This window comes from Planotetraspora mira, from assembly GCF_016863275.1.
Classification (GTDB): domain Bacteria; phylum Actinomycetota; class Actinomycetes; order Streptosporangiales; family Streptosporangiaceae; genus Planotetraspora; species Planotetraspora mira.
Window position 1 is genome coordinate 22,468 of record NZ_BOOO01000002.1, and the last position, 21,022, is coordinate 43,489.

The window sequence follows — 21,022 nt, forward strand, 5'->3', positions numbered from 1 at the left end:
GCCGCGCACCGGCGACGGTGGCGAGGATGAGGTGATGGACATCACCTTCCTGCTCGTGCACAGCCCCTCCGTCGGCCCTTCGACATGGATGCCCGTGGCCGGGGTGCTGCGCTCGCGGGGCCACAGGGCCGTCGTGCCCTCACTCGTCGACGTCACCGCCGGGCCGGGGCCGTACTGGCCGCGCGTGGTGGACCGGGTGACCGCCGCGGCGCCGCCCGACGGGCCCGTCGCGGTCGTCGCGCACAGCAACGCGGGGCTGTTCGTGCCGCTCATCGCGCAGGCGCTGGGCGTGCGGGTCTCCCGCTGCCTGTTCGTCGACGCCGCCCTGCCGCCACGGCGGGGATCGACCACGGCGGCCGAGCCGGAGTTCCTCCCGTTCCTGCGGTCGATCGCCGACGAATCGGGCGTCCTCCCCCGCTGGACGGACTGGTGGGACGAGGACGACGTGGCCGCGCTCTTCCCCGACGACGCCACCCGGCGGGTCGTCGTGGCCGAACAGGCCCGGCTGCCGCTCGCCTACTACCAGGAGGAGATCCCGGTGCCCGAGGGCTGGGACCACGCCGGAGGCGCCTACCTGTGGTTCGCGGAGGCCTACGCCGCCACGTCGGACGAGGCCGGAGAACGCGGCTGGCAGGTCGCCCGCATCCCCGGCGAGCACCTGCACCAGGTGTGCGCCCCCGACGCCGTGGCGGACTGGCTGGTGGCCTCCGCCGGATGAGGAACGCGGGCGGCCGCCGGGCCCGTCCGGTACCCGGCGGCCGACCGCGGATCAGTGCAGGTCGAGCGGCTTGGCGAGCTTGACGGTGACGAGCCTGCTGGGCACGCCCGTGTCGATCAGCTTGCCGTCGGGGCCGAAGTCGCCCAGGCCGAAGTCGTTGTCGTTGGCCAGCGCGACGGTCCACCGGTCGAGCACCGCGAGGCCCTCGAGCTTGCCGGGGAGCGACGGGATCAGCGCGTTCGGCTCCAGGACGAGCGACTTGGCCGGGAGCCTGACGGCGGACAGGTCGGTCAGCGCCTCGAGCGAGGGCGTGGTCTTCGGGTCGTCGAACCGGCCCTTGAGCAGGTTGCTCGCCCGGGACAGGTCGATCTGGTAGATCCGCGTGACGTTGTCCGTACGCTCGTCGACCAGCAGGCGGTCACGTCCCGCGTAGGCCAGACCGGAGATCTTCATCTGGCTCTGGTCGCCGTTCACCTTCGGGTCGAAGGTGGTGACGTCCTCGAACTTGTAGGCGTACTCGCCCGTCACCGTGCGGGAGCGCAGGTCGAAGGTGAGGATGCGGGAGATCCGCGAGGTCTTGGCCACCGCCTGCGGGTTGGCGAGCGGGCTCTGCACGGCGAGGTACAGCGTGCGCTCGTCGGAGGACATGGCGAGGCCCTCGAAGCCGCGGTTCTGCTGGCGCGAGGCCAGGATCGCGGGCAGCGTGTCCTTGACGGGGTAGTCCGCCCCCTTGAGGCCGAGGCCCTTGGGGACGTAACGCTCCAGGACCCGGCCGGTCCGCGACACCCGCAGCAGCGAGGGGCTGTACTCGTCGACGAGCCAGAAGTCGCCGCCACGAGTGCGGACCAGGTCCTCGGTGTCGAGCCCGCTGGGGTTGAACGGCAGTTGCGTCAGGCCGTCCCAGGTGAACGGGGTCTCGTCGTGGACGTTCTGGTTGGACATCCCCGTCACGGGCTTGCCGTGCGTGCCCACGATCGGGATGTAGCTCTTGATCGAGGCCTTGCCGTGCTTGACGGTGACGTTCAGGATCGCCGGGTCGAACTCGGGCGCCGGGAACGTGCGGACCTTCACTCCGTTGACGGTCGGCTGGCCGTTCGGGCCGCGGTCGGTGACCATCCAGAACTCGCCGGGCCGGTCACCGGGGAACAGCCCGCTGCCGACGCCGCCGAGCCTGATGCCGTGGTCGTCGGCGATGGAGCGCTGGACCTGCTTGAGAGCGGGAGCGGGGATCGTCACGTCGGAGACGACGACCGGACCCTTGGGGCCCTTCGGGGGGTGGTGATACGCCGAGGCGGCCGCCCCGGTGGCGGGGATGACGAGTGCCGCGGCGAGGGCCAGACCGGCAGATACGTGACGTAGCACTGGATGCCTTTCAGACTGGGCAACAGGGCCTGAAAGTAATGAACGCCGACGTCTCCCCGGTGAAGATCGGGTGAATGCCGGATGCCCCGCCGGGGGGCATCTCGCGCGGGCTACACGTCCGTGACCCGCAGCCCGGCGTGGGACTTGTAACGGCGGTTGATCGAGATCAGGTTGGCCGTCAGCGACTCGACCTGGCCCGCGTTGCGGAGCCGGCCCGCGTAGACGCCCCGTGCGCCGGAGATGCGGGAGGCCAGCGCCTGGACGACGTCGGTGGCCTCGCGGTCGTCACCGAGCACGAACACGTCGAGGTCGATCGACTCCACCGAAGGGTCGAGCAGGAGCACAGCCGACACGTGGTGGAAGGCGGCGACGACGCGGCTCCCCGTGAGGACGGCCGCCGCCTGCTGGGCGGCGCTCCCCTCCTCCACCGGCAGGGCGTAGGCGCCCTGCTTGTCGAAGCCGAGCGGGTTCACGCAGTCCACGACGATCTTGCCGTCGAGGTGCTCCTTGAGCGACTCGAGCAGATCCTTGTGACCCTCCCACGGCACCGCGACGATCACGATGTCGGCCTCCGCGGCGACCACGGCGTTCTCCGCGCCCCGCACGCCGATGTCCTCGGCGGCCTCCTGCGCGCGCTGGGCGCTGCGGGAGCCGATCAGCACGGTGTGCCCGGCGAGGGCGAACCGGCGGGCCAGGCCTCTGCCCTGGTCTCCCGTGCCGCCCAGGATGCCGATGGACAGCGCGGAGACCTCGAGAACCTGCGGAGAATCGGTGTGCTCAGCCATGAGACAGATCATGCCAGCCCGCCGATCCCGCCGGATCCCCCGGGTCCGTGTCCCCGGGCCGGTGCCGTACGGGACGCGCACGGCACCGGACGCGGCTCAGCAGTTGGTCACGACGGGGAGTCCGACGACGCGGCCGGCCAGCCACGCGACGGCGAGTGGGCCGCCCTCGACCGCGCCGACGACGTGGCTGCCCGCGGGAAGCCCGGTCCAGAGCACCCGGACGCCTCGTGCGCAGTACTCCTTCCTGAGCGTGCCGCCGACGCCGTACGGGATGATCTCGTCGCCCTTCGCGTGATACAGGAACATCGGCACCCGGGGCGCGGTCCCGCCGAGGCGGTTCTCCTGGAGCCGGGCCTGCCAGTCCGGCCGGTGCATCACGTCGGTCGTGGTGAGCTCGCTCAGGCGTCTTCCGGCGAGCGCGGACCGCAACTCCGCGACGCAGTCGTCACGGGCGCCGGCGAACAGCGCCGCGCCCTCGGGCGTCAGATAGCTCGCCAGCGACAACTCCGGGTAGGCCGCGTCCAGGCCCAGCCCCGCGGCCGCCGCCAGACCGAAGTCGGGGGTCCCGTCGAGGTTGTCGGCGACCGCCTGCAGGTCGGCGGGCACGCCGCCGGCCGCGACCCCCTTGAGCCGGAGTTCGGGCGCGTACGACGGCTGGAGTTGCGCCGCCCAGGCGGCCGACGAGCCGCCCTGTGAGTAACCCATCACCACGACGGGCGCGTCGCCGGACAGTCCCGCCTCGCCCACGCGCGTGGCGGCCCTGATCGAGTCCAGTACGGCATGGCCCTGCGAGATGCCGGCCATGTACGTGTGGTCGCCCGGCGTGCCGAGGCCCTCGTAGTCCGTCACGGCGACGGCCCAGCCCTTGAGCAACATCAGGCTCATGATCGCCAACTCGGCCTCGGTGCCCTTGGCCATCGCGTTCGAGGGGGCGCACTGGTCGCCCATGCCATGGGAGCCCACGGCGTATCCGGCGATGGGCCGCCTGCCGAGCAGATAGGGGGTCCTGGGGACGAGCAACGTCCCCGACACCACGTTGGCCGCGCCCGTGGCCGACGTCGACCGGTAGCGGAGGTGCCACGCCTTGACCGGCACTTTCAGGAGCTTGCCCGGTGCGAGGTAGACCGTCGTCGGACTCGCCTCGACGACCTCACCGGCCGCGGTCGACCGGGCGGTCCCGCCCAGCACGGGCAGCAGGAGAAGAGCCCCGATCACGGACATGGTGGCACGAACACGCAAGTTCATTGAGCCGCCCTTCGCCTATTGGATCAGTTTCCAAGAACGGCGCCGTGGGCAGATCGTTACCCGCGAGTAACGGACTGTCAAGGACCTGAATCACGGGACTTCACCGGCGGGTGTCAGGCACCATTGCGGAATGGACAGCGCGTCGGTGGGCCTGCTCCGCGAGATGCTCGCCTCGACGGGGTGGCTCGAGCAGACCCGGCAGCTCGGCATGGCCCTCAGGACCACCCGCTCCCCCGGCGGGCTGCTCGTCGTCGGCACCCCCGACGACGAGCCGTGGCACGTGACGGCCCATCTGTCCGATGAGGCGCGGCAGTCGGGGCTCGCCCAGCTGGCCCCCACCCTGCTCCGCTGGGCTCCTCCGGAGACCGCGCCCGCCCATCTGCGGGTGGGGATGGACCGGCTCCTCGAGGCGGGCCGCGGCGAGACCCTGTTCGTCGTCGCGGAGCAGCGGGCGCCCGACACGTTGCTGGAACGCGTCGACGACGCCCGGCGCACCGGTGTCACCATCCTCGCCGTCGACGGCGGCGACCCCGAACTCGAGTCGCTGGCCCACGACGCGATAGCCGTACGGCCCGATGACGCGCTCGTCAGCTTCGACGCGGCGCAACATCTGGTGAGCGCGGCGGCCGGCGACATCCGGCGCCCCGGGCTGCGGGAGCGGCTCGCCCGCTTCGCCGAGCGGGTGACCGGCCCCCGGGTGAGCGACTGACTGTGCGACCGTCCGCCTCCGGGTGAGCGACCGGCCCGGGTCGGCGACTAGCTGAGCGCCTGACCCGCGTGCGGCTCCTGGCTCCGGCTGAGCTCTCCGACGCGCTGGGCCACCTCGCCTGCGGCCTCGCGCAGGACCTCGATGACGGCGCCCTGCACCGGGTCGGGCTCTCCCGACGTCGTACGGCTCACGCGGGTGAGCGCCTCGATCCGGCGTGACCCCACCCCGTGGATCTCGGTGACCACGACCTCGCCGGGAGGCACGTCGAGCAGGGCGAGGGACGGCACAATCGCCACCCCGTGCCCGGCCGACACGAGCCCGAGGGTCGGGGGGAACTCGGCGATGACGTGGACCCGGCGGGGCTCGAACCCGTGCAGCTGGGCCAGCCGCTCCAGCGCCTGCCCGCAGGCCTGGTCCGGCACGCCCGCGACCCAGGGCAGGCCGGCCAGGTCGTCGACGGTCTCCGGTATCGCGGACCAGCCGGGCGGGGCGACGATCCGGTACTCGTCGTCGTACAGCCGGTGCCGTGACATCGAGGGCAGCGACGCGGCCGGCTGGCTCATGTCCCGCTCGGTGACGACGAGGTCGACGCCGCCCAGGCGGAGCTCCTGCACGGCGACCGGCCCGAACAGCTCATGGATGATCGGGGTGATGCGCGGATGCCGTACGGCCAGCGTGCGCAGGGCGGAGATGAGCAGGTGGCGGATCACCGTGGGGAAGGCGGCGATCGTCACGGGACCCGACAGGCGTTCGGTGAAGCGGTTGAGCTCCTGCCTGGCCTCGACGAGCTGCTCCTCGATCCGCTCGGCGTAGGCCGCGAGCACCCGGCCCGCCGGGGTCAGCGTCACCCGGCGCTGTGACCGGTCGACGAGCGCGAGGCCGACCTCCCGCTCGAGCTGGGCGAGTTGCTGGGAGACCGCGGAAGGCGTGAGGTGGAGCGCCTCCGCCGCCTTCATGACACCCCCTCTGCGGGACACCTCATGCAGGATCCGCAGACGCCGGGGGTCGATTTCCATACAGCAGAGCTTACGCCCCACTTAAGATTTCTTCACTTGAACTTCATTGCCCACAAACGGGATTATTGACGCATGAACCACCTTGCTGATGGCGAGTAGCACGATATGTCCACCTTCATCACCATCATCGGCACCATCGGTGCCGTCGCCCTGTTGTACGGCTATGCCATGGTGTCGGCCGGGAAGATGTCCGGCGACGGCCTGCCGTACCAGGCCCTGAACTTCGGCGGCGCCGCGACCTTGATGATCAACAGCGGCTTCCACTCGGCGTGGCCGTCCGCCATTCTCAACATGGTCTGGAGCGGCATCGGCGTCGTGACACTCGGCCGGCTCGTCGCCGCCCGGGCGGTGGCCCGCCGGAAGGGGTCCGCCGAAGCTGAGCCGGCCGCGGAGCCCGGGCGCCCGCTGCTGGAGCCGGCGCCCTGACCGCGGTCGGCCCGGCGGGTCAGTCGTCCTCCCACTCCTTGTCCTGCTTCCTCCAGGCCTCGTTCCGGTCGGACGCGGTCTGGAGGGCGTGCTCAGCGGCCTCCTTGGACTCGTAGGGGCCGAGCCGGTCCTTGTTCGGACAGCCCTTCTCCCCCTCGACGCGCATGTGCTTGAGACAGAACCACCATTGATCGCTCACGCCGCTAATGGTGCCCCGTCGAAGCGCAACTAGACTTGCCGCCATGACGACGCTGCTCCGGCCCGGGCGTATCTCGCCCACGCGCAAGGTTCCCGCCCACATCAAGCGCCCGGAGTACGTGGGAAGATCCGAGCCCAAGAAGGGCGGCTCCGACGTCCAGACCCCCGAGACCATCGAGAAGATGCGGATCGCGGGGCGGATCGCCGCCCAGGCCCTGGAAGAGGTCGGCAAGCACGTCGCGCCCGGCGTGACCACCGACGAACTGGACCGCATCGGCCACGAGTTCCTCTGCGACCACGACGCCTACCCGTCCACCCTCGGCTACCGGGGTTACCCCAAGTCGTTGTGCACCTCGATCAACGAGGTCATCTGCCACGGCATCCCCGACGACACGCTCCTGCGGGACGGCGACATCGTCAACGTCGACATCACCGCCTTCATCGGCGGGGTGCACGGGGACACCGACGCGACGTACCTGGTGGGCGACGTCGACGAGGAGTCCCGTCTGCTGGTCGAGCGCACCCACGAGGCCACCATGCGGGCCATCAAGGCGGTCGCCCCCGGCAGGCAGCTCAACATCGTCGGCCGCGTGATCGAGGCCTACGCCCGTCGATTCGGCTACGGCGTGGTCCGCGACTTCACAGGCCACGGCATCTCGACGTCGTTCCACTCGGGCCTGATCGTCCCCCACTACGACGACCCGTCGCTGTCGGTCACCCTGGTGCCCGGCATGACGTTCACGATCGAGCCGATGCTCACCCTCGGCACGATCGACTACGACATCTGGCCCGACGGCTGGACCGCGGTGACCAAGGACCGCAAGCGGACCGCTCAGTTCGAGCACACGATCGTGGTCACCGACTCGGGCCACGAGATCCTCACGCTCCCCTGACCCGTCCCCGGAACGGCTACTCGGCGGCCGCGTCCCGCTTGTTCAGCTTGGCGAGGTAGTCGTTGTAGGCGTCCAGTTCGGCGTTGCCGGTGCCGCCGGTCTTCGCCGCGGCGACATCGGCCCGCCTGTCGTCGCGGCGGGCCTTGCGGTCGTCGTCCCGCCACCACTGGATCGCAAGCGCGAGCAGCACGATGAGCGTCGGGACCTCGCCGAAGGACCAGGCGATCCCTCCGCCGGTCACCTGGTCGGCGAGCGACGACGCCCCCCACGTACGGCCCAGCTGGTCGTACCACTCGGAGGCGAGCACCGTGCCCATGCTCATCAGCGCGACCCCGAAGAAGGCGTGGAACGGCATGGTCACCAGGAGCAGCACCAGGCGCGCGACATAGGGCAGCCGGTGCGGCCCGGGATCGACCCCGATGATCACGTAGAAGAACAGGCAGCCGCTGAGCAGGAAGTGCAGCGTCATCGCGATGTGCCCGATGTGCTCCTCCATCGCGGAGGCGAACAGGGGCGTGAAGTACAGGGCGTACGTCGACGCGATGAAGATCGCCGTGGCGATCGCCGGGTGGGCGACGACCTTCATGACCCGGCTGTGCAGGATCACCGTGATCCACTCACGCGGCCCGCGGTCACCTCGCCGTACGGCCGGCTTGAGCGCGCGCAGCGCGAGCGTGACCGGGGCGCCCAGCACCAGGAAGATCGGCACCAGCATGGAGAGGATCATGTGCTCGGTCATGTGGACGCTGAACAGGACCGGCGCGTACCGCGCGACCCCGCTCTGCGTCGCCAGGACCAGGATCACGATGCCCGTGAACCACAGGACCGTGCGCCCCCACGGCCACGAGTCGCCGCGGCGGCGCAGACGGACCACGCCGACGGCGTAGAGCCCGGCCAGCGTGACGGCGATCGCGGCGAAGAACAGGTCGAACCACCACAGCGTGAGCAGATTCGCCAGCGAGACCGGGGGCGGCATCAGATAGCCGAGCAGGTCGAAGGCCCGGTCGACCGGGACGTTCGCCGGCGGCGGCGCCGTGCGGGACAGCGCGACGGCGATCCCGACGGTCGCCGACATGAGGACGATCTCGCCGAGGGCCAGGCGCAGGAACGAGCGCGACTCCCCCGAGGCGAGCCTGGGCAGCGTGCGCTCGCGGTGGCGCCAGCCGATCACGCCGAGAACGACGAAGGCGGCGGTCTTGGCGAGCAGCATGAGCCCGTAGGCCGAGGTGTACAGCTCGTCGACGGACGACAGGCGGGCCAGCACGCTCGCGACGCCCGAGATCCCCACTCCGACGAAGCACCACACCGCCATACGGGAGAACCGTGCGGCGGCGACGTCGAGCTGGCGCTCGCCGCGCACGGCGTGGACGCAGAGCATGCCGAGCCCGCCGACCCACAAGGCCAGGAAGAGCAGGTGGAAGGCCACCGAGGTCGTCGCCAGGCCGTGGTTGGGCGAGGAGGAGGAGTGGCCGGTCAGAGCGGGCGGCAGCAGCGTCGCCAGGGAGAAGACCAGGAGCCCCGCCGCGGTTCCCGAGGTGATCGCGCCACGGGCGAAAAGGGCGATCGCGACGGCGAAGAGCACCACCAGCGTCAGCGCGATGCCCTGGGGCACCTGGCTCGCGTAACTGGTCAGCTCGTTGCCGCCGAGGATCTCGCTCACCGGCGCGCCCAGCGTCTCCGACAGGCTGAAGATCAGCGCGGAGGCCGCGGCGACGGCCCAGGCGAGGGCGGACCAGGAGGCGGCCTTCACATATCCCTGCGCGGACTTGCCGAGCAGCCCCTTGTCACTGGGCAGGAGGGCCGCGCCGATGGCCAGCAGGCCCACGGTCAGCACGCCGGCGACGTCCATCCCCAGCTTCGAGAAGGGGAGCATCCAGCGCGTCAGCGTGCCCTGGTCGGGCAGGCCCGGGATGAGACGGGGGGTGGCCGCGCCTCCGGCGACCATCCCGATGACGAGGGCTCCGGCCGCCGCGCAGAGGGCGGCGACGGTCAGGCGCAGTGTCCTGTTCACGGCTTCTTCCGCATGCTGATGACCATGCCGATGCCGATCCCTCCGACGCCGAAGACCACGACCCAGAGCCAGCCGGGGATCTTCGGCTCGTCCTGCTGGGTGTCTGCGGCGGGGGTGGCGGCGACGGCCGTGGGGGTGGCGGACGGGGTCGCGGTGGCGGGCGCGGCGGCGGTCGGCGTCGCGGCCTGTGTGGTGGGCGCGTCGCCCGTGGGGGTCGGGGACGGCTTGTCGATCACGGTGAAGGGGATCTCCCCGGTCAGCGGGTGGCCGTCCTCGGAGACGACCCGCCAGGCGACGGTGTAGCCGCCGGTGGGGATCGCCGCGTCGACGGCCACGCTCACCTTCAGCCCGTTGACCACGGGCTGACCGTTCTCATAGCGCTTGCCGTCCGCGCCGCGCACCAGCAAGGTCGGGAACCGCACCGACTCGGAGAACTCGAGGGTCACCTTACGGAGGCTCTCGACCTTGGCGTTCTTCTCCGGTGTGCTGCTCTTCAGTGTGGTGTGCGCCTGAGCGGGAGCGGCGAGGCCCAGACCCAGCACGAAGGTCACGAGCAGCGCGGCCATTCCGGCGATCGGGGATTTTTTCATGGCAACACCAAGGCTACCGACGCGGGGTGCCGGTCCACACCCCGCTCCACCAAGGCGGCCGCCGGGCCGGAGCCCGGCGCCCCGTCGTGTCAGAGGCCGGCGCAGGCGAGCGCCCGCTTGTAGGCGTCCACGCTCAGATCCTGATCGCCCGCGCGGTCACGGAGTTCGGCGACGGCCATCCACTTGTCCGCCAGCTTCCTCGTCTGCGGAGCGCTCTCAAGCCAGGAGCTCACCTTGCTCAGCTCCGCGCCCGACTCCTCGTCCCGGTGGAGGAGGTGGTGGGCCTGGCTGAGCAGCAGGTAGGCGTCCATGTGCAGGCCGCCGCTGCTCTCGCCGATCAGGTCCCGCGCCGCGCCCGCGTGCTCGGCCGCGTCCTCCGGGTGATCCATGGTCAGCTCCGCATAGGCGAGCGCCAGGGAGCAGCGGGCCCTGTCCGACGTGCTGGTGGCGGTCTCGTCGGAGTCACGCGCGGCACGGAGCAGGAGGTCCCGGGCCTTCTCCACATCGCTCGGGCGCACCCGGAGCATCGTGAAGGCGTAGGCCTGGTGCAAGCGGGCCAGGTTGCGCTGGTCGCCGGTCTCGGAATGAATGGCCAGCGCCCGCTCGATCAGCGACATGGCCTCTTCTCCGCGGCCCGCCTTCTCCGCCACGAGCGCGGCGTTCCAGCACGAGGCGACGGTCGCCCGCGGGCTGCCCAGCCCCTCGGCGGCGACGAGCAGCTCGTTCGCGAAGTGCCCGGCCCGCAGCAGGTCGCCGCGTACCAGGTAGGCCAGCAGAAGAGTGGCGCCGAGTTCGACCAGGCCGTCGGTCCAGGCACCGGTGCCGACGTTGGCGAGCACGGCCTCACCGACCTCCACCGCGGCGGAGAAGTCGCCCCGCTCTCGGTGACACCGGCACATCGCGAGCGCCACGGCGATCTTCCGCTCGGCCGTCACGGCCTCGGACTCGCTGAGCTCGGACAGCACGGCGATCGCCTCACCCAGCTCGCCACAGGCCTCGAGGGCCAGGGCGTAGCCGTACTGGGCGTCCTGGCGGAGCGACGCGAGTCCGGCGAGGCTGTTGTCGGCCAGGAGCTCCGCGTAACGCCGTCTGGCCTCGGCGACCTCGCCGTTCTCGAGAGCCATGCGTGCGAAGCTCAGGCCGACCTCGAGCTCCTGCATCTGCTCGGCGGTCACGCCGTTGACGAGATAGGTCAGCGAGCAGTCCAGCTTCTGCGCGAGCAGCTCCAGGACGGCCGGGGTCGGCGTCCGCTTGCCGCTCTCGATCAGGGACACGTAGCTATCCGAAAGTTCCGGGTGTGCTAGTTGTGCCTGGGAAAGACCACGCTGACGGCGTATCGCCTTGATTCGCTGACCAACGAGATCTTGCGCAACCATGGGCACCTCTTGAGACAATGTGGGCCTACAGCCGAACCGAACGGAGAACCCCCGTGCGACGCCGCCGCCTTGCCCTATCCGTACTTGCCGTAATCATTTCGACCACAGTGGTCGTAGTCGGCAATGGTACGACGACCACTGCTAGTTCGTCTCCTATGCGCTCTTACGAGTTTGCGTCCGGATGCTGCTGATCTCCGACCGCCGCCCGTGCCCGTCCGCGTCCGCGTCCGGGCCCAGGGGGCTCGGGCTCGGCCGCCGGTCTGAGATCTGAATCAGCCGGCGCGCAGCGCAAGGAAGAGGTCGACTCGGTCGGCCATGGATGACAGGTCCTTACCGGTCAGCTCTTCGATCCGGCGGATCCGGTAACGGACAGTGTTCACGTGGACGTGCAGGCGCTCGGCGCAGCCGTTCCACGAACCCGCGCAATCCAGGAAGGTCCCCAGCGTCCGCACCAGTTCGGCCTGGTGCTCACGGTCGTAGTCGGACAGCGGCCCGAGCAGCCGGTCGGCGAAGGACCTGCGGACATCTCCTGGCACCGTCGCCAGCACGAGCGCGTGAGTGTAGATCTCGTCGCTGGTGACCACCCCCCCACCACGAGCGTCGGCCATCCGCCGCGCATGTCCCGCCTCCTCCACGCCGCCGCGTATGGCCGTGGCGCCGGTGAGCGCCCCGCTCACGCCGATGGAGACCCGGGTGCCCGGCAGGCCCGCCGCGAGCAGTTCCGTCCGAGCCCTCAGCCGCGCGGCGACGGCATCGGCCGTCTCCTCACGGAGCGGGACCAGGGACACCGCCCCGTCCGCGCCCGCGGCGGCGACCACGCGGCGGTCGAGCAGCTCCTCCAGCACCTGGCCGCCGAGTGCGGCAAGGTCCGGGCCGTCGGCGGCCCCCCGTCTCGCCGCCGTCGCCGTCACCACGGTGTACGGCTCGGCGGTGTCGATCCCGCAGGTCCGCAGGCGTGCCGACAGCTCGGACGGGTCCGCTCCCCCCGAGCAGGCGAGGGCGACGAGCTGCTCGGCCAGTCGCCGCTCGACCCGGCGTCCCCCCTCCGCCCGGGTTCGCTCCATGGCGACGCACGAGGCCAGCTCGAAGCCGGTCTCGGCCTCGATCTCCCCACGGCACACCAGGGCCCAGCCGGACGCGCGGTGGGAGCGGTCCACCGTGAAGATCGTGAAGACCTCCTCCCCCGGTTCCGTGACCAGCGTGGGCAGCCGGACGGCGCCGAGATACTCGCGCGCGAGCCGTACGGCATGGGCCTCGGCGAGGTCGCCGGCGACGACGGACCCGGCGGCGTTGATCACGGCGGCCGAGATGCCCAGCTCTGCCGAGGTGAGGGCGAGCAACTCGTCCAGGCCCGCCCCCTCGGCGACGGCGGCCACGATGCGGCGGCGGCGGCCGAGCGCTCCGCGCAGGTCCCGCGCCTGGGCGGCGGCCAGGCCCCTGCCCACGATCTCCATCACCGCTCCGAAGGACACCTCCACCGGCACCTTGAACAGGGGAAGTCCCCTGTCACGGCAGGCGGTCACGAGATCATCCGGAATGTGGCCGAGACGGGCGTCACCCGCGCCCAGGGCGGAGACCTCCGCTCTCACCAGGGCGTCGACGAACCCCTGGGAGTCCGCGGGGTCCTGGCGCCACATCAGGCCGGTGAGCACGAGTTCGCCGCCGTCCAGATACCGGCCCGGATCGGGCAGGTCGGTGACGAGGGCGCCCGAGATCTCCCTGTCGAGACTCGACTCGCCCGCAAGGAGGCCGAGCCGGAGCTCTGGCATGGCGAGCAGATCCCTCAGCAGCATGCGAAACAGCGTATTTGGAGAAACCTACAATCATCGTCACCTGTAGCCCTCCGGTTTCATCTCACCGCCCCTTGGATGCGTTGACCTGGGTTGATGTACTTCCTTTTGTGACCGGCATCAGGACAGGATCTCGCTCGGGAGTCGGCGAGAGCGTGCTGCGGCCCGATGGGACGCTCAAGGTGACCGGGGAGTTCGCGTACTCCTCGGACCTCTGGCTGGACGGCATGCTCTGGGGAGCGACCCTCCGCAGCCCGCATCCGTCGGCGTGGATCCGCTCCGTCGACGTGGGCCCCGCCCTGGCCATGCCGGGGGTGTTCGCGGTGCTGACCCATGAGGACGTGCCGGGCGAGAAGTTCTACGGCCTGGAGCACAAGGACCAGCCCGTGCTGGCGATCGACCAGGTCCGCTACCAGGGCGAGGCGGTGGCACTCGTCGCGGCCGACCATCCGGAGACCGCCCGCCGCGCGGCCGCGGCCATCGTCGTCGACTACGAGGTCCGGGAGGCGGTCGTCGACGCCCGCAGGGCCGCCTTCGACCCCTCCTGCCCGCCCGTCCACGCCCACGGCAATCTCGTCCGGCACCAGCCCGTCAGAGTCGGGTCGACCTTCGACGCTCCGGTCGTCGTGACGGGCGAGTACGAGGTGGGCATGCAGGACCAGGCCTTCCTGGGCCCCGAGTCCGGTCTGGCCGTGCCCGCCGAGGACGGCGGTGTGGACCTCTACGTCGCCACCCAGTGGCTGCACGTCGACCAGGGCCAGGTCGCCCCCTGCCTCGCGCTGCCCAAGGAGAAGGTGCGCCTCTCGCTCGCCGGGGTCGGCGGCGCGTTCGGCGCCCGCGAGGACCTGTCGATGCAGATCCACGCGTCGATGCTGGCGCTCAGGACCGGAAAGCCCGTCAAGATCGTTTATGGCCGCGAGGAGTCGTTCTTCGGGCACGTGCACCGCCATCCCGCGCGGATGCGGTACGAGCACGGCGCGACGGCCGACGGCCGGCTCGTCTACGTCAGGGCCGAGATCGTCCTCGACGGCGGCGCGTACTGCTCGTCGTCTCCCGCCGTCGTCGGCAACGCCGCCTCCTTGGGGGTGGGACCGTACGAGGTCGGCAACGTCTGGATCGACGCGTACGGCGTGTACACGAACAACCCGCCCTGCGGCGCGATGCGCGGGTTCGGCGCCGTGCAGGCCTGCTACGCCTACGAATCCCAGATGGACCGGCTGGCCGAGGCCTGCGGCCTGTCCCCCGTCGAGGTCAGGATCCGCAACGCCGTGTCGCAGGGATCGACGCTGGCCACCGGCCAGATCGTCGACACCCCCGCGCCCCTGGCCGACATGCTGAAGGAACTCGAGGCCATGCCGGTCCCTGGGGAGCCCTCGGCGGCCAGGGACCTGCGGTCGCTCCCCGGCGGCGTCGCCCAGACCACGCACGGCGAGGGCGTGCGCCGCGGCGTGGGCTACGGCGTCGGAATCAAGAACATCTGCTTCTCCGAGGGCTTCGACGACTACTCCACGGCCCGGGTGCGCGTGGAACTCCTCGGCGGTGAGCCCCACGTGCTCGTGCACACCGCGGCCGCCGAGGTGGGCCAGGGCCTCATCACGATCAAGGCGCAGATCGCCAGGACCGAGCTCGGCATCGACAAGGTCACCATCGCCCCTGCCGACACCTCCGTGGGATCGGCGGGCTCCTCGTCGGCGTCCCGGCAGTCCTACGTCACGGGCGGCGCGGTCAAGGTCACCTGCGAAGCCGTACGGGAGCGGCTCGACCGGATGCGGGCGGGCGACCCCGGCCTGTCCCTCGAGGAGCTCCTGGAGCTGTACGGCCCGGTCGAGGAGACACGGGAGTACCGCCACCGGCCCACCACCCCGATGGACCCGCTCACCGGGCAGGGGAACTCACACGTGCAGCTCGCGCTGTGCGTCCACCGCGCCGTCGTCGACGTGGACGTGGAGCTGGGCCTGGTCAAGGTCGTCGAGCTCGCGGCCGTCCAGGACGTCGGGAGGATCCTCAACCCCCTGGCCCTCGAGGGCCAGATCCACGGCGGCACCGCACAGGGCCTCGGCCTGGCGCTCATGGAGGAGATCCAGGTCAGGGATGGCAAGGTGCTCAACCCCTCGTTCACCGACTACCTGATCCCGACCATTCTTGACATGCCCCCGATGCGCTTGTCGATCCTGGAGAACGCCGACCCGCACGCTCCCTACGGTCTGCGCGGGGCCGGCGAGCCGCCGACGTTGTCCTCGACGCCGGCGGTGGCGGCGGCCGTACGGGCGGCGACAGGGCTGGACCTCCCCCGCGTCCCGATCCGGCCGGAGGACATCGCGCTCGTTCCCACGGCCGGCTGAGGATCCGCCGGCCAGGGGTCCGGCCCGGTCCGGCCTCGGTTCAGCCGGGTCCGGCCGGGATCAGCCTCGGTTCAGCCGGGTCCGGCCTCGATTCAGCCGAGGTCGCCCGGGTCGCAGGCGACGCCGTCGTTGTCGGCGTCGACGTACCAGTAGTACTCCGGGTGGACGCCCTTGGTGTACGGGCCGTAGCCGTTGTCGTTGGCCTGCTTGCAGTCCGCGAAGCGCGGGGCCCCCGCCGTGGGCGTGCCGCCGCCCGACGTCCCGAACGCCGGCTGCGTGGTGAAGCTCTGCGGGGTCCCCGGCGGCGTGGCGAAGCTGGTCGGGGTCGCGGGCGGGAAGGTGCCCGTCTGGCCGGGGAACGGCGCTCCGGGGGTCGCCAGGCCCGGCTGAACCGGCTGACCTGGTTGGCCCGTCTGACCCGGCTGGCCCGGCGGCGGGGACGGAGATGGGGCGCCGGATCCCTGGCCGGACGCGGGTCCCGACAACAGCGCCATGATCGCGTCGGCCTGCGCCTTGTCGAAGCCGGCGATGCTGAGGCTGTCCTGGGTGATCGCCTGCGCGACGCGGGGAGCCGCGATCACCTGATCCCCCACGACGATCGCCAGTTGCTGCCTCACGGTCTCGCGGGTGAGCTCGGCGATCTGCTGACGGCTGGCCGGGGACAGCACCAGGCGGATCGAGTAGGTGCCGTCCTTCTCCGTCACGGACTCGATCTTCTGCACCGTCGTGACGGTCACGCCGGGGTCGAGTTGGTAACACGTAGTGCCGCTGTTGTCGGGCACGGCCTCCAGGCCCTCGCAGGGCGCCGCGTGCACTCCGGTGACCGGGGCGAAGTGCATCGGGGACCGCAGGCTCTTCACGGGCGTGTCGGACAACGGCGGGGCGTCGGGGTTCTGCGTGCTCAGGACCGCGATCGCACCCAGAACGGTGCTCAGCGCGAGGACCACGATGAGGGCGGCGACGAGGATGACCGTCGTCCGGCGGGTCGCGTGGGGGGGCGGCTGCGGCGGCTGGACGGGCACCGGATGCATGAGGCCCGGCGGCATGGGCACCGGCGCCATCGGACTGGTCGGCGCGGGAGAGGCGGTGGCCGCCTCGCCCGTCGCGATCTCACCGGGCACGGCTGCGGGGGTCACGGCACCCGATACCGCAGCTCCGGCACCTGAGGTCGCAGCTCCGGCGGCCGCGGCTGCGGGTGTCCCGGGTTCGGCACCAGACGAAGAGTCCTTTGACCTGCGCCGCTTCGATTTCTTCTTATCTAATTTGTCCGGAATTGAGCCGTTATCGCCGGATTTATCGAGACCGGATCCGCGGCGGCCACGCCACCTGCCGCGCCTCCTGCCACCGCTCTCTCCCCCGGCCGGTTCACCATTCCCGCCGGCGCCATCACCCGCGCCGAGTTCGCGACTGGCGCCGGATTCACCGCTCACGCCGGGCTCACCGCTTACCCGGGGTTCACCATTTGCGCCGGGCTCACCGCTTGCGCGGGGCTCACCATTTGCGCCGGGGCGACCGTCATCGGGGGTGGTGTCGTCCTTCACCCCTTCGCGAGCCGTCTCGCGGGAATTCGCGCCCTCAGGGCGTCCGGCATCAGGCCCGTCCGAAGCGGAGGCCGCCGCCGTCTTTCCTTGCGCCACGCCGTTCCGGCCGTGGCGCACCGACTCCTCGGCCCCGCCTCCTCGACCGCCGGACCCGGCGGGCGATGTGGACCCGGAGGGCGGGGATCCGGATCCGCCCGGCGCCTCGAACGATCCGGCGCCGCCTGCCGGCGGACCGGCCCGCCCGTCATCCGGTACGGCCGCGTTCTGCATCCCTACCTCGATCCCAGCCATCGATCGCAGAGCCTACCCACCTATGCCAATGCCAGGTAATCGGACAACCATGCGCAGGCAAGCTGGAGACCCGATTGACAATTTGTCGTGAATGTCCGCCAAATGCTTGCGCGTTGCCGCCTGACGTAGACGTTTGCGGACAACCAGAGTGAAGGAATGAAGGTCGGAGTTCCCCGCGAGATCAAGACCCACGAGTACCGGGTCGCGCTCACACCGGCGGGGGTTCACGAGTTCGCGCGTAAAGGCCACCAGGTCCTCGTCGAGCACGACGCCGGCAAGGGGTCTTCCGTACCCGACGACGACTTCGCCGCCGCGGGCGCCACGATCATCGACTCGGCCGACGACGTATGGGCGGAAGGCGACCTGATCCTGAAGGTCAAGGAGCCCGTGCCCGCCGAGTATCACCGCATGCGCAAGGGCCAGGTGCTGTTCACCTACCTACACCTGGCGGCGTCGGAGGCGTGCACGAGGGCGTTGCTGGACTCAGGGGTCACCGGAATCGCCTACGAGACCGTGCAGACGGCCGACGGGGCCCTGCCCCTGCTGGCGCCCATGTCCGAGGTCGCGGGCCGGTTGGCCCCACAGGTCGGGGCGTACCACCTGATGCGACAGGGCGGCGGCCGCGGAGTCCTGATGGGCGGCGTGCCCGGGGTCTATCCCGCGAAGGTGGTGGTCATCGGCGCGGGCGTGTCCGGGATGAACGCCGCGGCGATCGCCGCCGGCATGCAGGCACAGGTGCTGCTGCTCGACCTGAACGTCGACCGGCTCCGCCAGGCGGACATGGTCTATCAGGGGAAGGTCGGGACCGTGGCGTCCAACGCGTACGAGATCGAGCGGGCCGTCACGGACGCCGACCTCGTGGTCGGCGCGGTGCTCGTGCCGGGCGCGAAGGCGCCGACGCTCGTCAGCAACGCGCTCGTCGCGCGGATGAAGACGGGCTCGGTGCTGGTCGACATCTCGATCGACCAGGGCGGCTGCTTCGAGGACTCACGTCCGACGACCCACGCCGACCCGGTCTACCGCGTGCACGACTCGGTGTTCTACTGCGTCGCCAACATGCCGGGGGCCGTGCCGCACACCTCGACGTACGCGTTGACGAACGTGACCCTGCCGTACGCCCTGGCCATCGCCGATCGTGGCTGGCGGGAGGCCCTCACGGCCGATCCCGCGCTCGCGCTCGGGCTCAACACCCATGAGGGCCATCTGACCAGCCGGCCCGTCGCCGAGGCCCACGGGCTGGAGGCGGTGCCGGTCACGCGGGTGCTCGTCCCCTGAGGTCCTCGAGAACCCGCAGGAGACGGTACGGCCCGGCGGGCGCTGTCGCACCGCCGGGCCGTACGCCGTCCTAGGTCGGTCGCCGGGTCAGGAGGCCGCCGGAGTCGGGGTCGGCTCCGTGGAGGCGCCGGCGCTGGGGCTGGCCGTGGGGGTCGGCTCGGACGGCAGCGGCTGGTCGGCCGTCGTGCTGACGCCCTGGTCGCAGGCCGCGCCGAACTCCGGGGTGTAGGTGGGGTTCTGCTTGTACTTCTTGATGAACTCGGGAAGCCGGGGGTCGGACGCCCCGTCGAGGACGATCTGGTGGTTCCAGGAACTGGCGACCACCTTGCCCGGGAGCCCCGGGTAGGGGCTGAGCAGCATGTAGTCGGAGGAGGCCAGCGTCTTCAGCTTGTCGACGTCGGCGGCGGGCAGATCGGGGCTGTAGGTGATCCAAACGGCGCCGTGCTCCAGCGAGTGGACGCCGTGTTCGTTGTGGATCGGCTTGTCGTAGATCCCGCAGTTCTGCCAGTAGTAGTTGTGCTGGCCGCCCACCGGGGGGTTCTCCTTGTAGGAGATCTTGGTCCAGGCGTGGTCGGAACCCTTGTAGTCGTAGGTCTTCACCGCGGACAGCGACTTCTCAGACCGGTCGTTGACGACGTAGAAGCCCACCAGGCCCACCACCGCGAGGACGACCAGGCCGCCGACCCCCCACATGAGCAGGGCAGTACGCCGCTCCTTGCGCCTCTGCTCGGCACGCATGCGCTCGAGATGCTCACGTCTCGACTGCGTCTTGCCCTTCGCCATCAAGCCCTCCACCAACCGGTCGCTGACATCCCCGCTGCGGTATGGAGGATAGTGGGTGAGATGCGCCTTTGGCTCGGCCCGGTCGGACAGCAGAGGTAGCCTGTGGGGCGATGACCACCGAGACGAGCGTCATGCTCGACACCACGCCGCAGCCCAAGAGGCGGTTTCCCCTCGTGGGGCTGGTCGCCCTCATCGTCGCGGCAGCCGTACTGGTGCTGTTCGCGACCAGATCAGGAGCTCCGGGAGACACCTCGCCCGAGGCGGGCTTCGCCAGGGACATGGCGGTCCACCACTCTCAGGCGGTCGAGATGGCCTTCGTCGTGCGGGACAAGACGACCGACGGACCGCTGCGGACGTTGTCGTACGACATCATCACCACCCAGACGGCCCAGCGTGGAATGTTCATGGGGTGGCTCCAGCAGTGGGACCTCGACCAGTCCTCGTCCCAGCCGCCGATGGCGTGGATGTCCGGCCACAGCCACGGTGGCGCGACCCCCGGACTGACCCCCGGCGTCATGCCGGGCATGGCCTCGACAGAGGAGCTGAACCGGCTGCGGGCGGCGCAGGGCAGGGACGCCGAGATCCTCTTCCTCCAGCTCATGATCCGCCATCACGAGGGCGGCGTGGAGATGGCGCAGGGCTTGCTCAAGGTGTCGGACCGCCCCGAGGTGCGATCGCTGGCCCAGCACATCGTCGACGGGCAGACGGCGGAGATCAGGCTGATGAAGGGCCTGCTGGCGGAGCGCGGGGCCCAGCCGTTGCCGACCATCCTCCAGAGTCCGGCGGGATAGGCGCGCACAAGGTCCCCGGCCGGGGCACGATGGAGGTGCCGTGGCCAGAGGAGAGAAGAGATTGAACGACGAGCCGGAAAGCCGCCTCGAGGTGAGCATCACACCGGAGGTCGAGGCGGGGCAGTACGCCGACTTCACCTCGGTCTGGCACACCCAAGATGGATTCGTCCTGGACTTCGCCGTGATCACGCGGCCGCCGGCGCTCGCCGACGATCCTCTTTCAGGGGACAGTTACGTCAGCGTGCCGACCCGGATCGTCAGCCGAGTGCGGCTCCCTCCGGCCCAGGTCTTCGAGCTGATGAAGGCCCTGGAACAGCAGCTCACCGCCTACGAGAAAGAAACCGGCCAAAAAGTCTGACCCCCTCGTGCACGCGCCCCCTCTTATGCGCGTGATCCCCCCTTGTGCGTGATCATGCACAAGTTCGGCGACGTGCCGTGTGACCTGCCACGACACCGATCGTGATCATGCACAGGTTCGGCGATGTGCCGCGTGACCAGCACCAATACCCGGCGTGATCATGCACGGATTCGGTGAATGCCTAGCTGATCAGGCCTTTCACGATCGGTGATCATGCACACTTTCCGTCACACGCTCCGCGACCTCGGGGTACACGCCTAGCGATCATGCACGTCTGCCACAACTGCATGATCACGCAGCGGGTCGCACCTGCTCAGGCCGTACACCCCCGAACCCACGCATGATCACGAAGCGTGTTCGAGCACGTCAGAGGATGCACGGGCGAACCTGTGCATGATCACGCCAGGGATCGGCGCTGGTCACGGGCCATTTCACCGAACCCGTGCATGATCACGCCGAGCATTGGTGCTGGTCACGTGGCACATCGCCGAACCTGTGCATGATCACGCGGGATGGTCACGC

19 protein-coding genes are annotated in these 21,022 nt (G+C 70.5%); 8 read left to right on the top strand and 11 right to left on the bottom strand.

Going from position 1 to position 21,022, the window contains the following annotated elements; translation table 11 throughout:
• The first annotated feature begins 34 nt into the window (after positions 1-34).
• Positions 35-718 carry an alpha/beta hydrolase gene (locus tag Pmi06nite_RS01845; RefSeq protein ID WP_203951042.1) on the top strand — a complete coding sequence of 228 codons (684 nt, stop codon included), beginning with the start codon at positions 35-37 and terminating at the stop codon, positions 716-718.
• A 51-nt stretch (positions 719-769) separates the two neighbouring features.
• Here Pmi06nite_RS01845 and Pmi06nite_RS01850 read toward each other — a convergent pair whose 3' ends face one another.
• From Pmi06nite_RS01850 to Pmi06nite_RS01860, 3 genes are all read right to left on the bottom strand, one after another.
• A complete protein-coding gene (locus tag Pmi06nite_RS01850) occupies positions 770-2,080 on the bottom strand; it encodes an esterase-like activity of phytase family protein (RefSeq protein ID WP_203951043.1) in 1,311 nt (436 codons plus the stop codon).
• Between the two features lie 110 nt (positions 2,081-2,190).
• Positions 2,191-2,865: an NADPH-dependent F420 reductase gene (gene npdG, locus Pmi06nite_RS01855; protein ID WP_203951044.1), complete on the bottom strand. Its 675-nt coding sequence runs from the start codon at positions 2,863-2,865 to the stop codon at positions 2,191-2,193.
• Between the two features lie 96 nt (positions 2,866-2,961).
• On the bottom strand, positions 2,962-4,110 hold the full coding sequence (locus Pmi06nite_RS01860; protein ID WP_203951045.1) for a lipase family protein: 1,149 nt from the start codon (positions 4,108-4,110) through the stop codon (positions 2,962-2,964).
• A 130-nt stretch (positions 4,111-4,240) separates the two neighbouring features.
• On the opposite strand from Pmi06nite_RS01860, the gene Pmi06nite_RS01865 reads away from it, so the two are divergent.
• Positions 4,241-4,819, top strand: a complete 579-nt coding sequence (locus Pmi06nite_RS01865; RefSeq protein ID WP_203951046.1) for an NUDIX hydrolase — start codon at positions 4,241-4,243, stop codon at positions 4,817-4,819.
• A 47-nt stretch (positions 4,820-4,866) separates the two neighbouring features.
• Here the strand turns inward: Pmi06nite_RS01865 and Pmi06nite_RS01870 are convergent, their stop codons facing one another.
• Positions 4,867-5,835 (bottom strand): LysR family transcriptional regulator, encoded by a 969-nt coding sequence (locus tag Pmi06nite_RS01870; protein WP_203951047.1) that lies wholly within the window; start codon positions 5,833-5,835, stop codon positions 4,867-4,869.
• A gap of 105 nt (positions 5,836-5,940) precedes the next feature.
• Between Pmi06nite_RS01870 and Pmi06nite_RS01875 the strand changes: the two genes are divergently transcribed.
• Positions 5,941-6,261, top strand: a complete 321-nt coding sequence (locus Pmi06nite_RS01875; protein WP_203951048.1) for a CBU_0592 family membrane protein — start codon at positions 5,941-5,943, stop codon at positions 6,259-6,261.
• Positions 6,262-6,280: 19 nt separating this feature from the next.
• Here Pmi06nite_RS01875 and Pmi06nite_RS01880 read toward each other — a convergent pair whose 3' ends face one another.
• Entirely contained in the window at positions 6,281-6,460 is a 180-nt protein-coding gene (locus tag Pmi06nite_RS01880) for a hypothetical protein (protein ID WP_239113485.1), read from the bottom strand.
• Positions 6,461-6,503: 43 nt separating this feature from the next.
• Here Pmi06nite_RS01880 and map point away from each other — a divergent pair, with 43 nt between their 5' ends.
• Positions 6,504-7,352, top strand: a complete 849-nt coding sequence (gene map, locus Pmi06nite_RS01885; protein ID WP_203951050.1) for a type I methionyl aminopeptidase — start codon at positions 6,504-6,506, stop codon at positions 7,350-7,352.
• Between the two features lie 16 nt (positions 7,353-7,368).
• Here map and Pmi06nite_RS01890 read toward each other — a convergent pair whose 3' ends face one another.
• The 4 genes from Pmi06nite_RS01890 to Pmi06nite_RS01905 form a co-directional block, all read right to left on the bottom strand.
• Positions 7,369-9,363, bottom strand: coding sequence for a bifunctional copper resistance protein CopD/cytochrome c oxidase assembly protein (locus tag Pmi06nite_RS01890; RefSeq protein WP_239113487.1), 1,995 nt, complete (start codon positions 9,361-9,363; stop codon positions 7,369-7,371).
• The gene (locus Pmi06nite_RS01895) at positions 9,360-9,953 is read right to left on the bottom strand and encodes a copper resistance CopC family protein (RefSeq protein ID WP_203951051.1); all 594 of its coding nucleotides are present in this window, start codon (positions 9,951-9,953) and stop codon (positions 9,360-9,362) included. The genes Pmi06nite_RS01890 and Pmi06nite_RS01895 overlap by 4 nt, the downstream gene beginning before the upstream one ends.
• Before the next feature lie 89 nt (positions 9,954-10,042).
• On the bottom strand, positions 10,043-11,329 hold the full coding sequence (locus Pmi06nite_RS01900) for a helix-turn-helix domain-containing protein (protein WP_203951052.1): 1,287 nt from the start codon (positions 11,327-11,329) through the stop codon (positions 10,043-10,045).
• Between the two features lie 272 nt (positions 11,330-11,601).
• Complete coding sequence (locus Pmi06nite_RS01905) at positions 11,602-13,122, bottom strand: PucR family transcriptional regulator (protein ID WP_203951053.1); 1,521 nt, start codon at positions 13,120-13,122, stop codon at positions 11,602-11,604.
• Positions 13,123-13,229: 107 nt separating this feature from the next.
• On the opposite strand from Pmi06nite_RS01905, the gene Pmi06nite_RS01910 reads away from it, so the two are divergent.
• A complete protein-coding gene (locus Pmi06nite_RS01910) occupies positions 13,230-15,461 on the top strand; it encodes a molybdopterin cofactor-binding domain-containing protein (protein WP_203951054.1) in 2,232 nt (743 codons plus the stop codon).
• 92 nt (positions 15,462-15,553) lie between these two features.
• Here Pmi06nite_RS01910 and Pmi06nite_RS01915 read toward each other — a convergent pair whose 3' ends face one another.
• Entirely contained in the window at positions 15,554-16,597 is a 1,044-nt protein-coding gene (locus Pmi06nite_RS01915) for an excalibur calcium-binding domain-containing protein (protein ID WP_203951055.1), read from the bottom strand.
• Positions 16,598-17,449: 852 nt separating this feature from the next.
• Here Pmi06nite_RS01915 and ald point away from each other — a divergent pair.
• On the top strand, positions 17,450-18,568 hold the full coding sequence (ald, locus tag Pmi06nite_RS01920) for an alanine dehydrogenase (protein ID WP_203951056.1): 1,119 nt from the start codon (positions 17,450-17,452) through the stop codon (positions 18,566-18,568).
• A gap of 87 nt (positions 18,569-18,655) precedes the next feature.
• On the opposite strand, the gene Pmi06nite_RS01925 is transcribed toward ald, so the two are convergent.
• Entirely contained in the window at positions 18,656-19,351 is a 696-nt protein-coding gene (locus tag Pmi06nite_RS01925) for a thioredoxin-like domain-containing protein (protein ID WP_203951057.1), read from the bottom strand.
• A 110-nt stretch (positions 19,352-19,461) separates the two neighbouring features.
• On the opposite strand from Pmi06nite_RS01925, the gene Pmi06nite_RS01930 reads away from it, so the two are divergent.
• Together Pmi06nite_RS01930 and Pmi06nite_RS01935 are read left to right on the top strand one after the other, a co-directional pair.
• Entirely contained in the window at positions 19,462-20,142 is a 681-nt protein-coding gene (locus Pmi06nite_RS01930) for a DUF305 domain-containing protein (protein ID WP_239113489.1), read from the top strand.
• Positions 20,143-20,182: 40 nt separating this feature from the next.
• A complete protein-coding gene (locus Pmi06nite_RS01935; protein WP_203951058.1) occupies positions 20,183-20,500 on the top strand; it encodes a DUF3467 domain-containing protein in 318 nt (105 codons plus the stop codon).
• The last annotated feature ends 522 nt before the right edge of the window (positions 20,501-21,022 follow it).

Coding starts and splice junctions, on each gene's coding strand:
- Pmi06nite_RS01900 (WP_203951052.1), bottom strand. CDS start 11,329: ATGGTTGCGCAAGATCTCGTTGGTCAGCGAATCAAGGCGATACGCCGT.
- ald (WP_203951056.1), top strand. CDS start 17,450: ATGAAGGTCGGAGTTCCCCGCGAGATCAAGACCCACGAGTACCGGGTC.
- Pmi06nite_RS01925 (WP_203951057.1), bottom strand. CDS start 19,351: ATGGCGAAGGGCAAGACGCAGTCGAGACGTGAGCATCTCGAGCGCATG.
- Pmi06nite_RS01905 (WP_203951053.1), bottom strand. CDS start 13,122: ATGCTGCTGAGGGATCTGCTCGCCATGCCAGAGCTCCGGCTCGGCCTC.
- Pmi06nite_RS01930 (WP_239113489.1), top strand. CDS start 19,462: ATGACCACCGAGACGAGCGTCATGCTCGACACCACGCCGCAGCCCAAG.
- Pmi06nite_RS01845 (WP_203951042.1), top strand. CDS start 35: ATGGACATCACCTTCCTGCTCGTGCACAGCCCCTCCGTCGGCCCTTCG.
- Pmi06nite_RS01860 (WP_203951045.1), bottom strand. CDS start 4,110: ATGAACTTGCGTGTTCGTGCCACCATGTCCGTGATCGGGGCTCTTCTC.
- Pmi06nite_RS01895 (WP_203951051.1), bottom strand. CDS start 9,953: ATGAAAAAATCCCCGATCGCCGGAATGGCCGCGCTGCTCGTGACCTTC.
- Pmi06nite_RS01870 (WP_203951047.1), bottom strand. CDS start 5,835: ATGGAAATCGACCCCCGGCGTCTGCGGATCCTGCATGAGGTGTCCCGC.
- Pmi06nite_RS01875 (WP_203951048.1), top strand. CDS start 5,941: ATGTCCACCTTCATCACCATCATCGGCACCATCGGTGCCGTCGCCCTG.
- Pmi06nite_RS01865 (WP_203951046.1), top strand. CDS start 4,241: ATGGACAGCGCGTCGGTGGGCCTGCTCCGCGAGATGCTCGCCTCGACG.
- npdG (WP_203951044.1), bottom strand. CDS start 2,865: ATGGCTGAGCACACCGATTCTCCGCAGGTTCTCGAGGTCTCCGCGCTG.
- map (WP_203951050.1), top strand. CDS start 6,504: ATGACGACGCTGCTCCGGCCCGGGCGTATCTCGCCCACGCGCAAGGTT.